General features: G+C 41.4%; 19 protein-coding genes. 4 read left to right on the forward strand and 15 right to left on the reverse strand.

The annotated features are described in order from the left end of the window. Positions 1-12: 12 nt before the first annotated feature. Entirely contained in the window at positions 13-933 is a 921-nt protein-coding gene (gene glsB, locus C9J45_RS09120) for a glutaminase B (protein ID WP_107206590.1), read from the forward strand. A gap of 48 nt (positions 934-981) precedes the next feature. Then, the gene (locus tag C9J45_RS09125; RefSeq protein WP_107246360.1) at positions 982-1,398 is read left to right on the forward strand and encodes a hypothetical protein; all 417 of its coding nucleotides are present in this window, start codon (positions 982-984) and stop codon (positions 1,396-1,398) included. Between the two features lie 64 nt (positions 1,399-1,462). Here C9J45_RS09125 and hemW read toward each other — a convergent pair whose 3' ends face one another. From hemW to C9J45_RS09160, 7 genes are all read right to left on the reverse strand, one after another. Further along, complete coding sequence (gene hemW / locus C9J45_RS09130) at positions 1,463-2,626, reverse strand: radical SAM family heme chaperone HemW (protein WP_107206592.1); 1,164 nt, start codon at positions 2,624-2,626, stop codon at positions 1,463-1,465. Then, a complete protein-coding gene (locus C9J45_RS09135; protein WP_045084464.1) occupies positions 2,627-3,220 on the reverse strand; it encodes an XTP/dITP diphosphatase in 594 nt (197 codons plus the stop codon). Between the two features lie 118 nt (positions 3,221-3,338). Then, complete coding sequence (locus C9J45_RS09140) at positions 3,339-3,764, reverse strand: DUF4426 domain-containing protein (protein ID WP_107260181.1); 426 nt, start codon at positions 3,762-3,764, stop codon at positions 3,339-3,341. Positions 3,765-3,908: 144 nt separating this feature from the next. Further along, the gene (gene yggU / locus C9J45_RS09145; RefSeq protein WP_005371336.1) at positions 3,909-4,202 is read right to left on the reverse strand and encodes a DUF167 family protein YggU; all 294 of its coding nucleotides are present in this window, start codon (positions 4,200-4,202) and stop codon (positions 3,909-3,911) included. Further along, entirely contained in the window at positions 4,199-4,753 is a 555-nt protein-coding gene (locus C9J45_RS09150) for a YggT family protein (protein ID WP_005371338.1), read from the reverse strand. Before C9J45_RS09150 ends, yggU begins: the two co-directional genes overlap by 4 nt. Before the next feature lie 9 nt (positions 4,754-4,762). Beyond that, complete coding sequence (gene proC / locus C9J45_RS09155; protein WP_107292449.1) at positions 4,763-5,581, reverse strand: pyrroline-5-carboxylate reductase; 819 nt, start codon at positions 5,579-5,581, stop codon at positions 4,763-4,765. An 85-nt stretch (positions 5,582-5,666) separates the two neighbouring features. Next, on the reverse strand, positions 5,667-6,377 hold the full coding sequence (locus C9J45_RS09160; protein WP_107206594.1) for a YggS family pyridoxal phosphate-dependent enzyme: 711 nt from the start codon (positions 6,375-6,377) through the stop codon (positions 5,667-5,669). A 22-nt stretch (positions 6,378-6,399) separates the two neighbouring features. Here C9J45_RS09160 and C9J45_RS09165 point away from each other — a divergent pair, with 22 nt between their 5' ends. Next, positions 6,400-7,437, forward strand: a complete 1,038-nt coding sequence (locus C9J45_RS09165) for a type IV pilus twitching motility protein PilT (protein ID WP_005371345.1) — start codon at positions 6,400-6,402, stop codon at positions 7,435-7,437. A gap of 33 nt (positions 7,438-7,470) precedes the next feature. Next, positions 7,471-8,586, forward strand: coding sequence for a PilT/PilU family type 4a pilus ATPase (locus tag C9J45_RS09170; protein WP_107260179.1), 1,116 nt, complete (start codon positions 7,471-7,473; stop codon positions 8,584-8,586). Between the two features lie 357 nt (positions 8,587-8,943). On the opposite strand, the gene ruvX is transcribed toward C9J45_RS09170, so the two are convergent. The 8 genes from ruvX to C9J45_RS09210 all read right to left on the reverse strand — a co-directional run bounded on the left by ruvX (position 8,944) and on the right by C9J45_RS09210 (position 16,038). After that, on the reverse strand, positions 8,944-9,375 hold the full coding sequence (ruvX, locus tag C9J45_RS09175) for a Holliday junction resolvase RuvX (protein ID WP_107206596.1): 432 nt from the start codon (positions 9,373-9,375) through the stop codon (positions 8,944-8,946). Continuing rightward, complete coding sequence (locus C9J45_RS09180; RefSeq protein WP_107206597.1) at positions 9,372-9,935, reverse strand: YqgE/AlgH family protein; 564 nt, start codon at positions 9,933-9,935, stop codon at positions 9,372-9,374. Before C9J45_RS09180 ends, ruvX begins: the two co-directional genes overlap by 4 nt. Before the next feature lie 123 nt (positions 9,936-10,058). Further along, positions 10,059-11,009, reverse strand: coding sequence for a glutathione synthase (gshB, locus tag C9J45_RS09185; protein WP_045084456.1), 951 nt, complete (start codon positions 11,007-11,009; stop codon positions 10,059-10,061). 21 nt (positions 11,010-11,030) lie between these two features. Continuing rightward, positions 11,031-11,762, reverse strand: a complete 732-nt coding sequence (gene rsmE / locus C9J45_RS09190) for a 16S rRNA (uracil(1498)-N(3))-methyltransferase (RefSeq protein ID WP_045084455.1) — start codon at positions 11,760-11,762, stop codon at positions 11,031-11,033. Positions 11,763-11,948: 186 nt separating this feature from the next. Beyond that, entirely contained in the window at positions 11,949-12,722 is a 774-nt protein-coding gene (locus C9J45_RS09195; protein ID WP_107292450.1) for an endonuclease, read from the reverse strand. 118 nt (positions 12,723-12,840) lie between these two features. Next, the gene (locus C9J45_RS09200; RefSeq protein ID WP_107206600.1) at positions 12,841-13,326 is read right to left on the reverse strand and encodes a SprT family zinc-dependent metalloprotease; all 486 of its coding nucleotides are present in this window, start codon (positions 13,324-13,326) and stop codon (positions 12,841-12,843) included. 154 nt (positions 13,327-13,480) lie between these two features. Then, positions 13,481-14,635: a methionine adenosyltransferase gene (metK, locus tag C9J45_RS09205; RefSeq protein ID WP_107206601.1), complete on the reverse strand. Its 1,155-nt coding sequence runs from the start codon at positions 14,633-14,635 to the stop codon at positions 13,481-13,483. 443 nt (positions 14,636-15,078) lie between these two features. Next, positions 15,079-16,038 carry a DUF2333 family protein gene (locus C9J45_RS09210; protein WP_107206602.1) on the reverse strand — a complete coding sequence of 320 codons (960 nt, stop codon included), beginning with the start codon at positions 16,036-16,038 and terminating at the stop codon, positions 15,079-15,081. Positions 16,039-16,393: the final 355 nt, after the last annotated feature.

Consider the following 16,393-nt stretch of genomic DNA (forward strand, 5'->3'; position numbering starts at 1 on the left):
GGAGAAAGAGATATGAAGCCAACAGCTACACTGCTAAATGAAATATTAGATGAAGTGAGACCATTGATAGGTCAAGGAAAAGTGGCTGACTATATTCCGGCTTTAGCTAACGTACCTGCGAGTAAATTAGGTATAGCAGTGTGCTATAACGACGGAGAAATTATTCAGGCGGGTGATAGCCAAGAAGGTTTTTCTATTCAATCTATCTCTAAGGTGTTGTCGTTAACACTTGCAATGACCTTATATGAATCGGAAGAGTTGTGGTCTCGAGTTGGAAAAGAGCCATCAGGTCAAGCGTTTAACTCCATGATCCAGCTTGAGCTAGAAAAAGGCATCCCACGTAATCCGTTTATTAACCCAGGTGCGATTGTGGTGTCGGATTTACTGCATAGTCGTTTATGTGCACCGCAATACCGGATGTTGGAATTGGTACGAGAGCTTTCTTGTAATCCGAATATTGTCTACGACAAAGTCGTCGCTAGCTCTGAAATGCAACATAGCGATCGTAATGCTTCCATTGCTTATTTAATGCGTTCATTCGGTAACTTTGATAATGAAGTGATGCCAGTGCTCACTAATTATTTTAGTTATTGTGCGCTCAAGATGAGTTGTGTCGATCTCGCCAGAACATTTAGCTATTTAGCAAATAAAGGGCTTCCTTTAGGCGCGAAAAAAAGAATTATCAGCCAAACTCAAAGTAAGCATATAAATGCATTGCTTGCGACTTGTGGTTTGTATGATGGCGCAGGTGAATTTGCCTATCGTGTTGGTATGCCAGGAAAGTCTGGCGTAGGTGGTGGTATTGTTGCGATTGTACCGGGTGAGATGACGATTGCAGTATGGTCGCCAGAACTTGATCAATCCGGTAATTCTGTTGCAGGGACTGCAGCGTTAGAGAAGTTATCTGAGCGTATTGGACGTTCTATTTTTTAGTGAGCCCGTATACATAAACCGCGAGGCTCACATTAGGGGGAGAATCGTATGTTAATGAATAAGGGGTTTCACGAATTAAAAACATCGATATTAGGCGCAATAGTAGCGATGTTCAGTTTCTTTACGGTATCAGCTCATGCGGTTGAATGTGAGCCACTATGGCATAACTCACTGAGTTTAAATGAAGGACGGTTAACCTTAGTACAAGGTAAACAAGAATTTATTGTGGATGCTAAAGGGCGGATGTTTTTCGATGTACATAAGGTCGCACTGAATTCTAAACAAACACAATTATTATCGGACTATTACGAGCTTTTAGATAATGACTTGCCCTATTTGTTGTCGCATTCTCAGCGTATTGATAAGCAAGTGTGTGAATTTGTTTCGCTACGAATAGAACAAGAACAACGGTTGCAAGATGCGATTCCTGCATTAAAAAACTGGCGCAGCGTAACATTAAATTAGTTAGTATCTAACCAGAGAAAAACGAGCACTGTGAATAACATAGTGCTCGTTTTTTTATTAGATATTATTCGTTATCATCGTCAACGAAGGCGGCTAGGAGATCATTTAAGAACAATTTACCGTGCTCGGTGATTTGCCAATGATCGCCCGTATCTTGGAGATAGTTTTGCGCTATCGCCCAATCAATTGTCGGTTCTATGGTTGTTAACGCTAAACCTGTTCTTGCGACAAAATCTTGCTTTGGACAGGATTCTAATAAACGAAAACGATTCATAAAGAACTCGAATGGACGTTCACCATCAGCAACCTTATTCTCTTGCGTTAAATACGGCTTATCCGCTTGTAAATATCCACGAGGGTGTTTGACTTTAACGGTACGGATGATTTGCCCATCAGCAAAACTGATTTTGCCATGTGCGCCACAACCAATGCCAAGGTAATCACCAAAACGCCAGTAGTTAAGGTTATGCTGACATTGTTTTCCCGGCTTGCTATAGCCTGATATTTCATATTGCTGATAACCGGCTTCTGTTAAAAGCTGATGACCTTGCTCAAAAATATCCCACAAGTCGTCATCATCAGGCAATGTCGGTGGTTTTGAGTAATACAGGGTATTGGGTTCAATTGTCAGCTGGTACCAAGACAAGTGCGGTGGATCGAGTGCGATCGCTTGTTTTAAATCACTGATCGCATCACTCACGCTTTGATCCGGTAAGCCATGCATAAGATCGACATTAAAGCTGTTTAATCCCGCTTTCTTTGCAAGGCCAGCTGCACGAATTGCTTCATCTGCGCCATGAATACGGCCAAGACGTTCGAGTTTTTCATTTTGAAAACTTTGAATACCAATAGAAATACGGTTTACACCAGCTTGGCGATAAGCTTCAAAACGACCCGCCTCTACTGTGCCAGGGTTGGCTTCCATAGTAATTTCAATATCATCACTAAATGGAATGCGTTGCTCAATGGCTTTTAATAAACGACCGATCTCACTTGGAGAGATCAAGCTAGGCGTCCCTCCACCAATAAAAATTGAGTGGAGAGGTCGTGCTCCATTGATTAACTGATAAGCGCTAAGATCGGTTTCTAAGTCGTCAATTAAGGCATCAATATAATCAAGCTCAGGAAGATCTGTCTTTAAGGCGTGAGAGTTGAAATCACAATAAGGACATTTTTGTACACACCAAGGGATGTGGACATATAAACTCAGTGGTGGAGGTACAAGCATTTAATCGGCCTTTAATGCGCTAAACAATTGCTGTAGTGCTTTACCACGGTGTGATAGTTGCTTTTTACGAGCAGGTGGAAGTTGAGCTGAAGCACATTGATCTTCAGGTACCCAAAATACCGGATCGTAACCAAAACCATTTTCGCCATGACGTTCAGTTAAGATGCTGCCTTCCCAAGAGCCATGGCAAACCAGTGGAGTAGGATCGTTTTCATGACGCATCATCACAAGCACACAATGGAAACGTGCAGTACGTTGCTCGGCAGGGACATCTTTCATTTCTGCAAGTAGTTTATCAATGTTGTCAGCATCTGATGCGTCTTCACCGGCAAAACGTGCAGAATAAATACCAGGAGCGCCGTTGAGGTAATCAACTTCTAAGCCAGAGTCATCGGCAATGGCTGGAAGGCCCGTTTCCTTTGCGGCATGGCGCGCTTTAATGATCGCATTTTCAATAAATGTGGTGCCCGTTTCAGCAACGGATGAAACGTTATAATCACTTTGCGCGACTACATCAAAACCAAAATCAGCCAGTAAATCGGCCATTTCTTTCACTTTGCCTTGGTTGCCTGTTGCTAGTACAAGTTTACTCATTTTGATGCCTTTTGAACGTCAAGCTATGTAATATTGGCGGCTATAATAACGGTTGTTATCGTAATAAAAAAGGCGCGAGTGCGCCTAGTGATTGTAGAAGAGATTGATGCTCAAGTGGTTACTTGTCAACGAAGAAGGTCTGCTTAAAGATCAGTGTTTCTTTTTTACCGTTAGAGTAAATAGTGATCGTAAAATTAAACGTTTCATCATTAGTGTGTTTAAATTCAGCAAGGTAATAAATTGATTTACCTTCTTTTATTTCTCTAAAATTTAACTTCTTTTGCTGCCCTAATACATTACGAGCAATACCGGTTAATTGTGCTTTAACCGCTGTTTTTTCTTCTTTACTGGTATCAAGAATTGCAATATTGACCAAGGCACTGTAACGGCTACGCTGAATTTTATAGTGGCTGGCAATCTCTGGGGTTAAAAATGTTGAGGCAAAACTAGAATAATGTACTTCTAAGTCGCCAAATTTTTTGAATTGTCCGGCATGGCTAGGTAGCGTGAAAACGAGCAGTAGCAGGCTGAGTAATATTTTCATGAACGATCCTTATCTTTCAGTGAGTCACTGAAGTATTTCCTTTCTGTCTCGATGTGTTGCTTGACTTGATGATTGTAGTTAAGAGTAAGGGGATAAAAAAAGCGAATATCGGTGATTGATATTCGCTTTATTGAACCAATCAAATTACATGATGGTGGCGATCTCTGAGGGAATAACTTTCGGGGCTTCAATCCGAATTTGTTTGTGCCGACCTTGTAAGCCTTTTTCTACATGAATTAACCCCTTAGCGACCTTAAATTGTTTTGCAAGGTACTTTACTAAATGGGCATTGGCTTTTCCGTCTACCGGTGGCGCGGTAATGGCAATTTTTACTTCGTTGCCATGCAAGCCAACGATCTGATCGCGGCTTGCTTTCGGTTGGATATAAAGTCGAATAATGAGATCGTCATCATCACGAAAGATGGTCTTTTCTGTCACAGCATGTACCACACGTTACCAACTAAAGAGCCCATCGCGTAGTTAGCAAATTGTAGTGCAATAAAGATCACTAGAACACTCAGATCTAAACCGCCCATTGCAGGAAGAACGCGGCGAACAGGTGCCATTAGTGGTTCTGTTAATTGGTGCATGACATATTCGATAGGGCTTCGACCTTGGCTAACCCAGCTTAAGATTGCACGGATCAATAGTACCCAGAACAATAAACTACCAGCTGCTTTTAATAATGCTAATAGCCCTAAGAACAGGAAGCTTGGTTCAAAGGAAAAACCACCACTGCTGATTGAAATAATGATGATAAATTTAGCGACACACAGTACATAAGCAAACAGTACGGTTGCCATATCTAGCGAACCAATTGATGGGATCACGCGGCGTAATGGCGCAACGATCGGTTGAGTCGCTTTAACAATAAATTGTGAGAAGGGATTATAAAAGTCTGCACGAGACCATTGTAACCAAACTCGTAATAATACGACCATGATGTAAAGATCAAAGCCGGTTTGAACTAGATAAACGAAAGGATTCATAGATAAACCTTAAAACAATTGTTCCATTTCTTTAGCTCGAGATACGGCTGCTTGCATCGCTTTAGCAACAATATCTGAGAATTGATGTTGATTAAATGTATTAATAGCTTCAGCTGTCGTGCCACCTTTTGAAGTGACTTGATCACGTAGTGTCGACAATGAAGTATCTGGATTCGCTTTTACTAATTCAGCGGCACCTAAAGCGGCTTGCTGAACCAGTAAGCGCGCAGTATCGGCATCAAACCCTTGGTTCATCGCTTCTTGCTGCATTGCTTCCATAAACAAAAAGAAGTAGGCGGGAGCACTGCCTGCTGCGGCAATAATACCATTGATACCTGATTCTTCTTGTACCCAACAAATTTCGCCTACGGCTTGTAATAGTTGAGTGGCAAATAATCGGTCGGTTTCTGTGAGTTGTGGGTTTGCATATAAGCCGCTCATCCCCTTACCAATTAAAGAGGGAGTATTTGGCATTACACGAACCAATTCAACTTGCTGGCCTAACATTTCACATAAGCGCTCGCAATTAATGCCAGCGGCAATAGAAATCACTAATTTTCCCGCAAAGTTAATGTCTTGCAGTGGTTTACACACTTCTTCCATAAGTTGTGGTTTAACCGCAAGAACAACAACATCAGCATCTTGAGCAGCATTTAGGTTATCTCTAGTGGTATGAATACCAAAGTCACGCGCTAAAGGTTCACGGCGAGCATCGCTAGGGGCGGTGGCCGTAATCTTTTTTGCATCGTAACCGCTAGCAACTAATCCTGCGATAATTGAGCGAGCCATATTACCTGCCCCAATAAAAGCAATTGAGCGTTGTTCCATGTAAAATCCTTATAAATAGGTACAAACTTAATGTTTTTTACCTTAATTGAGCTGTTGTTATCATGAACAGTACGAATATTAGTAATTATTCTTTGTTACCGTAATCACGAGCACCAAAAATCGCGGTGCCAATACGAACAATTGTACTACCTGCTGCAATTGCCGCTTCCATATCACCACTCATTCCCATTGATAATGTATCAACATTGGGATAAGTCAATTTCAACTGTTCTAGTGTATCAGCCAACGCTTTAAAAGTGGCAAATTGGCTGTCGTAATCTGTGGCCGGTTGTGGAATCGACATTAAACCGCGCAGTTCAATATTTGGCATTGCAGCTATTTCTGCGGCCAGTGCAGGCACTTCAGCCAAGGTTATTCCCGATTTTGTTGCCTCAGCGCTGCTATTAACTTGCAGTAAAACTTGCAGCGGTGCCATTGACGTTGGACGTTGATCGCTTAAACGTTTTGCTGTTTTTATACGATCAATAGAGTGCACCCAATCAAAATGCTCTGCGACAAGGCGAGTTTTATTAGATTGGATCGGCCCAATAAAATGCCATACAAGCAAGTTTTTCTCCGGATGGCTCGCAAAGTGATTAACCTTATCAACACCTTCCTGTACGTAGTTTTCGCCAAAGGCATACTGGCCTGCAGTAATGGCTTCTTCGATCGCTTCCACTGGCTTGGTTTTACTTACTGCCAATAGTTGCACGGAATCTGCAGCCCTGCCGCATTTTTCAGTTGCTAAGGTGATCTGGTTGATGACCTCAGCAATATTTTGTTTGATACTAGTCATAATTGATTCTTGGGGAAAATTTATGGATATCACCGAATTACTGGATTTTAGTGTAAAGCATAACGCATCGGATCTACATCTTTCTGCAGGTGTTCCACCGATAATTCGTGTTGATGGCGATGTTAGAAAGCTCAGTATGCCAGCACTTGATCACAGTGAAGTACACCGTTTAGTGTTTGACATTATGAACGATGCCCAGCGCCGTGAGTATGAAGAAAACTTAGAAGTCGATTTTTCATTTGAAATTCCCGACATCGGTCGCTTCAGGGTTAATGCTTTTCATCAGTCTCGTGGTTGTTCGGCGGTGTTTCGAACCATTCCTATTCATATTCCAACATTGGAATCGTTAAACGTTCCTGATGTTTTTTATGATATTGCCCAGCTTTCACGTGGCTTGGTATTAGTAACAGGTGCGACTGGCTCGGGTAAATCGACCACCATTGCTGCGTTAGTTGATTATATCAATACCAACTATAACCGTCATATTCTGACGATTGAAGATCCGATTGAATTTGTTCACAGCAGTAAACGTTGTTTGATCAACCAGCGAGAAGTGCACCGTGACACATTGGGCTTCCAAAACGCACTGCGTTCAGCACTGCGTGAAGATCCCGATGTGATTTTAGTGGGTGAGCTTCGTGATCAGGAAACCATCAGTTTAGCGTTAACCGCTGCTGAAACGGGGCACTTAGTTTTAGGTACCTTGCATACCAGTTCTGCGGCAAAGACGGTCGACCGTATCATTGATGTTTTCCCTGGTAGTGATAAATCTATGGTTCGTTCTATGTTATCGGAGTCGTTACGCGCAGTGATATCACAAAGCTTATTAAAGTGTGTGAGCGGTGGTCGTGTAGCCAGCCATGAAATTATGATGGCAACACCTGCGATTCGTAACTTGATCCGTGAAGATAAAGTCGCACAAATGTTTTCAATGATCCAAACCGGCTCATCGATGGGAATGCAAACCATGGAGCAAAGCGTGAAGATGCTGGTGGCAAAAGGCTTAGTTGAAGCTGAAGAAGGTCGTCGTATTGTTGATACCAGTCAGCGCGGTTTCTAATAACACCTCAGGTTTAACGAGGTAGGAAAAGAGATGAATTTAGATAGTATATTAGCGCAAATGGTTGAGCGTAAAGCGTCGGATTTATATATCACCGTCGGCTCAGCATGCTTACTGAAAGTTGATGGCAACTTACATCATCTTGGCGAATTACTTGATCGCGCAGCAGTGGATTCGTTGTTCCACGAAGCGATGGACGATGAGCAATATAAAGAATTTGTTGCGACCCGTGAGGCCAATTTTGCCATTGTCCGTAATGGTTGTCGTTTTCGATTAAGTGCATTTTGGCAACGTGAATTACCCGGTATTGTGGTCCGTCGAATCGAAACCAAGATACCGAATATTCATGAGCTTAACCTACCGCTGGATATGGAAAGATTAGCACTGGCTAAACGTGGTTTAGTACTGGTGGTTGGGGCGACAGGCTCGGGTAAGTCGACATCAATGGCGGCAATGACGGGGTTTAGAAATCAAAATCGTAGTGGCCATATTTTAACGGTTGAAGATCCGATTGAGTTTATCCATGAACATAATAAATGCATCATAACTCAGCGTGAGGTTGGGCTTGATACTGCCAGTTATGAAGTGGCATTGAAAAACTCACTGCGTCAAGCTCCAGATATGATCTTGATCGGTGAGATCCGAAGTCGTGAGACGATGGAATATGCGATGACGTTTGCCGAAACAGGGCACTTGTGTATGGCAACACTACACGCGAATAACGCCAACCAAGCACTTGAACGTATTCTTCATCTTGTACCAAAAGAGCGACGTGAGCAGTTTTTGTTTGATCTGTCGTTAAACCTGAAATGTATTTTAGCGCAACAGTTGATCCCTGATGCCAATGGTGTCGGACGACATGGTGTTTATGAACTGCTGCTCAATACGCCACGTGTCGCCGATTTGATCCGTCGCGGTGAGTTACATGAAATTAAAGATGTGATGGCAAAATCAAATCAGGCTGGAATGGTGACGTTTGATCAATCGTTATATGCATTATTTCGAGATGGGAAAATCACCGAGCAAGATGCGCTGCACCACGCTGATTCACCGAATGATCTTCGCTTAATGATTAAAGTGGGTGATCCTAATAATAAAACGTCAAACAGTACCAGTACGCTATCTGGGGTGAAATTAGATCTTCAGTAATATGTTTGTGATGTTCCTAACGCATTAGGATCATCATAAACTAGTTACTTATATTTAATGCTTTATTTGGGTTTTGTTTTAACCTATTGAATTTTATTGAAAATAATTTTAATCATTTTAGTGATAATTGTCGGAACAGCTTTTGAGTTCAAGAGGTTCAAAAGCTGTACAAGCTGTACAAACAAGAAACAGCAAGGCCTTGAAGGAGGATCTTAGTACAGGTTTTGATCGTGTTTAGCTTTATGATGATCAATAAGAAAAAAGCTGTACAAGGTTCGACAATTGTTAGATTTTAGATAATAAAAAAGACAAGTACCTCAACAGCACTTGTCTTGTTTGTTTTAGAAACTTGTAATATTAAGCGCTGTATTGACGTTCAAACCAGCTTTCTAAAATAACGACAGCAGATTGTGAGTCGATATTACCTTTACTTAATGATCGATAACCACCACGCTCAAACAGTTCTGCTTTTGCTTCAACAGTACTTAAACGTTCATCGTGTAGTTCAACTTGGCAGCCAAAACGACCATGTAAGCGATTAGCAAATTTTTTCGCCCGTGGTGTAATGCTTTCAAGCTCTTTACCTTCAAGATCTAAAGGTAATCCTACAACGACTAAATCAGGTAGCCATTCTTTTAAAATCTTTTCAATATCATCCCAATTGGGGATGCCATCTTTGGCTTTTAAAGCGGCAAGGGGAGTAGCGGTTCCTGTCAGCTCTTGACCAATAGCAACACCAATACTTTTGGTGCCGTAATCAAAACCTAATACACTGCGAGATTGACTCATGCGTGACCTATGTCTAAAGAAAGGTTTGCTGGTGTAAAGCCAAGTTTTTCAATTGCTTTATGCCAACGTTCGTCGATAGGAGTGGAAAAAATAATGGTGTCATCTGCTTCAATGGTGAGCCAATTGTTATCAACCAGTTCTTGCTCTAATTGCCCCGCATCCCATCCGGCATAACCTAGCGCGACCAGAAATTGGTTTGGCGCTTGTGCAGTACCCAGCTCAGATAAAATATCCAGTGAGGTGGTCACGGCTAATTCGTTATTCACAGGTAAACTTGAGCTATATTCACCTTTCGTGGTGTGAAGTACAAAACCACGATCTTCAGAAACGGGTCCACCATTAAGTACCAGTGATTCTAAGCTAATAGGATCGGCAACAGGTAGCTTTCTCTCAACTTCTATTTGCTCCAACATATCAGCAATAGAAATATCGATAGGTTGGTTAATAATGATCCCCATTGCGCCTTCATTATTATGCTCACAAAGATAAATAACACTTTGCTTAAATTGAGGATCTTGCATAGTGGGCATCGCCACTAAAAAGTGGTTGGTCAAATTCATCTACAACACCAGAGTTTGATACAAATCAGCGAGCGTTCACTCGTTACTGATAGGTAAAAAAGCAGCGACATTGCCGCTGCATTCTTAATTTGAGTATGGTTGATGATTGTCAGTAAAGCGATATTACTTCGCGTTTACTCGACGTTCGATAGCATCCATTAATTTACCTGTAATTGAGATATCAAAAGCCGCTTCAATCTCGCGGATACAGGTTGGGCTAGTCACATTAATTTCCGTTAGCTTGTCACCAATCACATCAAGTCCAACAAAAATGAGGCCTTTTTCTTTTAGAACTGGCGCAACGGTTTCTGCGATCTTACGATCAGTTTCACTGATTGGACGCGCTTCACCACGTCCGCCAGCAGCTAAGTTACCGCGAGTTTCCCCTTTAGCAGGAATACGTGCTAGGCAGTAAGGCATAGGCTCGCCATCAACCACTAAGATACGCTTATCACCATTACTAATATCAGGAACAAAGGTTTGTGCCATGCAGTAGTTTTGGCCCATATTCGTTAGCGTTTCAATGATAACCGATACGTTAGGATCGCCTTTCATTACACGGAAAATTGACGAACCACCCATACCATCAAGTGGCTTTAAGATCACATCACCGTGCTCTTGGTGGAAGGCTTTTAGTTTCTCGGCGCGACGAGTAACAATAGTGGTTGGTGTTAGCTCAGGGAACCATGCCGTAAACAGCTTTTCATTACAGTCACGTAGGCTTTGTGGCTTGTTTACAATCAGAGCGCCATTATCTTCGGCACGCTCAAGGATGTAAGTCGCGTAAATGTATTCAGTATCGAAAGGAGGATCTTTTCGCATTAGTACAGCATCAAGATCTGATAATTCAATTTCTTGCTCGCTGTGAAAATCAAACCAGTGATCAGGATCTTGTTGTACTGTGACGACACGCGTACGGGCAATCGCTTTACCTTGCTCTAAAGATAGATCATTCATTTCCATGTAATGAATTTCCCAGCCGCGACGCTGAGCTTCTAACATCATAGCAAAGCTAGAATCTTTCTTGATATTGATAGACTCGATAGGGTCCATCACGATACCCAGTTTGATCATTGTGTTCTCCTAATCTCTAATTTAGCCTAAATCACCGAAGCGTACTTGCAGTGCGGTGATGGCTGTCATTGCGGTGGTTTCGGTACGAAGTACGCGAGGCCCCAGCAAAATTTCATCAAATTTATATTGTTCTGTCATGCTGATTTCATCAGCAGATAAACCGCCTTCAGGGCCAATCAATAAACGAACATTAGTGACTGGTGTTGGAAGCGTGTTTATCGAATAATTAGCGCGAGGGTGTAAGTTGAGCTTTAGACCATCATATTCTTCAGCACACCATTGTTCCAGTTTCATCACTGGGCGAATAGTAGGGACAACATTACGACCACATTGCTCACAAGCTGCAATGGCGATTTTTTGCCACTGTTCGAGTTTTTTTTCAAAACGTTCAGCATTTAATTTAACGCCACATCGTTCTGAAATTAGCGGTGTAATGGTATTCACCCCTAACTCGACGGATTTTTGAATGGTGAATTCCATTTTATCACCACGTGAAATCACCTGACCTAAATGGATATCTAGTGGGGATTCAATACTGTGTTCAACCCGAGATTGGATCTCTACTTCAACGCTTTTTTTACTTGCGTTGGTGATAACGGCGGGAAACTCTGCATTACTGCCGTCAAACATTAATAGCTCTTGGCCTACTTGCATACGCATAACGCGACCAACATGGTTAGCAGCATCGTCACTGAGCATTACCTTGCCGTGAGAAGGTAAAGATTCTGGATGATAAATACGTGGAATTCTCATAATGCGGTCATCTATGCAATAAAAAAGAGTAATGACGAATCTTAACATGGATGAGCAATTCGCCAATTATTCAGGCTTAAATAAAACATGTTATTTCTATCGCAACATGTTTGTTATGGTTAGAGAGAGCCATAAAAATGTTATGTATGCTCTCTCATACATAACAAGTTACGGTGCTGAAACGTTTTAGGCGCATCGACTCGCGAGGATTGGATTAACATTGCCTTGGATCTTTTCAATCTTAGCTGCACGTTCACATTCCCACTTAGATACAGGGTACTGCTTATCCCAACTATTCATTAATTGGCGTTGTTGACGACTCATTTTATATTTTGGATATACGGCTTCAAAATACATATAGGTACGAGCAATCACCCCGCGAGCACGCTCGGGCGGCTGAGCATCATGATCCTTTTTATCAATAATCATGTCGCAACTACCAAATGAACGATAATTTTTGCTGTTGGTTTTAGGCAGCATTACATAATTATAGTTTTGCCTTGCAGCATTAACGGCGCCAATGGCAGGGTATAAATTATAAAGGTCGGATTGCATTAAGCGGTATTCGTTATTGGCTTTTTCTGCACATTTACGGCCTTTAAAGGCTTTTCCTTTACTATCAACACAAACGGCAGCACCTTCACGCCATTCACTAAAAGCACGACCAAAGTTCTCGGCTGGAACGACATGCTCCGCTTCCCAGCGTTTAACGCGTTTTTTATACACTTCAGTGGTAAAACCGGAGGGTAATGTCACGTATTTTTTATTGTTGAAATCAGCACCACAGTAAATGGTTTTCATGTCTTGAGGAGAAATATAAATTTCCGTTTGCATGATTTTTTTTGCTTTGCTGAAAGAGGGATTAGTCGTGTTGCCAAGTTCGCTTGGCTTATAAGAGGTCGCAAATGCGGTAACAGGTAATAGTAGGGCAATAGCAAAACAGCTTGAGATACGTGTCATGAATGTAGTTCATTAATTATTTATCGTATCACTAGCTTACTGATATTTTTCTCTTTGAGAAGTGTGTCGCAATTATTTGTAACTGTGCTTTTTGATTATTTTCATACAGAATCGTACGCTACTGAGGCGAATACACCAAAACTTCACGGCATCGGCGACAATGGTAGTTGGCTTGTCCACGTAAGATACGGTTGTGCCGGCGAATGGTTAACGGATATTCGCTACAGCTACATTTATAGAGATAAGTGTCACCTGAGACTGAGCTGACATCAAAGCGATGTGTTGTTCTTGGTGCTACTTGAAACACTTCTCGCATGATCAATTGCCACTCTCTACCATGCGGTTTTACCCGGCCAAACAGTTTAAACACAATTAAATGTGCCACTTCGTGTGGAACAACTTCGTTTAGAAAAGCGTCTGCGTTTTCATTGAGTAAGACAGGGTTAAAACGTACTTCCCAGCTTTGTAATCGTGCACTTCCCGCAATTTTCCCTCGTTGGGTAAAAGTCACAGTCGGCATTTTTAAACGTTTATTAAGGCGTTGATTGGCGGTTTTGATGGCGTGTTCGACACGTTTGATAACTTGTTGTTGCAGTGAATTCATTGTTACTCGTTCTTGGTTATTGAGATCGGCACTATACACCGAAGATAACGCGCTGGCGAGAGTAGGGAAGCAAGGTGTTTTTATTGCACATAGATAAACGGCAAGTAATAAAAAAGGACGCCTAAGCGTCCTTTTTTGTGCACGATTAAGTGTATTACTTAATGTTTGCGAAATCGCGAAGTGCAGCCACTTTATCTGTTTTTTCCCAAGGGAACTCTTCACGACCAAAGTGACCGTAAGCTGCAGTCTTCTTATAGATTGGTTGTAGAAGATCTAGCATTTCTTGTAGGCCATATGGGCGTAGGTCGAAGTGTTGGCGTACAGCTTCAATGATGATCTCATGTGCTACTTTTTCAGTACCAAATGTTTCCACCATGATAGATGTAGGATCGGCTATACCAATAGCGTAAGAAAGTTGGATTTCACAACGATCTGCCATGCCAGCTGCGACGATATTTTTTGCTACATAACGTGCTGCATATGCTGCAGAGCGGTCAACTTTTGATGGATCTTTACCAGAGAAAGCACCACCACCGTGACGTGCAGCACCGCCGTAGGTATCGACGATGATCTTACGACCAGTCAAACCACAGTCACCCATTGGGCCACCGATAACGAAACGACCGGTTGGGTTGATAAAGAATTTTGTCTCTTTATTTAACCATTCCGCAGGCAGTACTGGTTTGATGATTTCTTCCATTACTGCTTCACGTAGATCAGACGTTGAAATTGAATCACTGTGCTGAGTTGATAGAACAACCGCATCAATACCAACAATTTTACCTTGATCGTAAGCGAACGTTACCTGAGATTTTGCATCAGGACGTAACCAAGGAAGCGTGCCGTTCTTACGTACTTCAGCTTGACGCTGAACTAAGCGGTGAGAGTAAGTGATTGGCGCAGGCATGAAGACTTCAGTTTCATTGGTTGCGTAACCAAACATGATACCTTGGTCACCAGCACCTTGTTCTTTAGGATCGGTTTTATCAACACCTTGGTTGATATCAGGAGACTGTTTACCGATGGTGTTCATTACTGCACAAGAGTTTGCATCAAAGCCCATATCTGAATGGACATAACCGATTTCACGTACGGTTTCACGTGTTAGCTCTTCAATATCAACCCAAGCAGATGTGGTGATCTCACCACCAACCATTACCATGCCGGTTTTTACGTAAGTTTCACAAGCTACACGCGCTTTAGGATCTTGTTCAATAATTGCATCCAATACAGCATCTGAAATTTGATCTGCAATTTTATCTGGATGACCTTCTGATACCGACTCAGAAGTGAATAAATGTTTTGCCATCGGTAGTCTCACTTTCTTTTGAATTTAGTCGCACGGTAGCGTTTATAACGCTGTTATATAGCTATATGTACGTTTGTATGTATAGAGCTACTTCCGTCTAGACGTCTATAATACATCGAGAACAGATAAAATCAACAATATGAAAACTAGGGTTTCTTATTGTATAAAAAAATTGAATAGCTCTATTGTGGTGGTTGATAGACATAGTTTTCATCTAATGTACTGATAAATAATTATATTTATCTTAAATGTTTACACTGTGGCCTTTTTTAACTCAAAAATGTAATCACAAATTGACTATATAAAGTTTCTTTTATTAAAAATAACGATAAACAGACTTTATATACCTGAGTACAAGCAATATTTTATAGGCTATAAAGTCCGCTTCGTATGCTGGTGGATTTAGTTATAGATTGCGGTATCTATAATATGACAAGAATTTATTATCTTTTTTCTAGCAGATTGATGAGATCAACGGTACCTGCTTGAGCGCGAGACACGTAATTTGCCATGATCAAAGAGTGGTTAGGCAATAAACCAAATCCCATACCATTTAAAATCATTGGACTCCAAATCGTTTCTTGGGTTGCTTCAAGCTCACGAATTATCTGATTAATCATGACCGTTGCTTTTTCTTCTTCTAGCAGTGGTTCAAAATCATGTTTCATTGCTTTCATTAGCAGCAATATGGCCCAAGTAGAGCCTCGTGATTCGTAAAAAACATTATCAATTTTGAACCAGCTTGTTTTCGGCGCATTGAGTGAAACTTCCTTACCTTCTGTTTTGCTATCCATTATTAACTGTGGCTCACCCACAGATGAGCCAAGGTCTTGTGAAATAGTGCCTAAGCGTTTTTGTACTACTTCAAGCCAAGCCACTAAATTATCATCCCGTGAATAAAATTGTGCTGGATGGCGAGATGCCGAAAGGCGGTCACGGTATCGAGTAAGGGCGTCAATTGCATTTTGATATTCAGACTCGGCACTTGGAAAGTTCCAGCTATGGCTATTGATATTGAGCGCGGGTTGGGCTTCTTTTAAATCTGAATCGACATGGCTTTCATTTTGAGGACGGCTAAGATTATCTTTTAGTACCAGTGCCATATCTCGTACTTGCGTTAATACCCCCGTTTCCCATGCTGGCATGTTATCCATTAATAAGCTGGGTGGTAATTTATCGTTAGTAAGGAACCCACCTTGCTTATTAATCAGTAATTCTGAAATATGAATCAGCGTTGTGGTGGTCTCATACCCAGTCGTTAAAGTTTGTTGATTGAGCTTGGCTTGCTCTGCCGCATAACTGTCTGGATTAAATGTATCTGGTTCAAATGACCAATAAACAGACAAAAAGTAAAGTACGACGGTGAAAAATACTGCGCCAATAATGACTTTTACTTTCGACATAACCACCTCTTTGGAATTGCTTAATATGAACTTTTTTTCATTTATCTATTAGCTATATGTAAAAAAGTGAAGGTTTGTTAATGCCAATCCTAATCTTAAACGCCGTTTATTAATGCGTAGAAAAAGACGCTGAATGAACAAATAGTGACTTTTTAATACGTGATTTTTCGCTGTTTTAAGCCTATAAATCAGTGATATTTTAAGGTTAAAGTAGAGGATATACGCGAAAATATTGATGAGTGGTGAGACTATCTATTTGGTTCTATTAGAGATTAAGTCTGCTTGGTGAGAGATGTCACAATTATGGTGATTCTGTATCTAGCTTGGTATACACTAACGCAGCTTAGTATTTTTG

It is taken from the genome of Photobacterium sp. GB-1 (assembly GCF_003026165.1).
In the GTDB taxonomy this organism is placed as follows: domain Bacteria; phylum Pseudomonadota; class Gammaproteobacteria; order Enterobacterales; family Vibrionaceae; genus Photobacterium.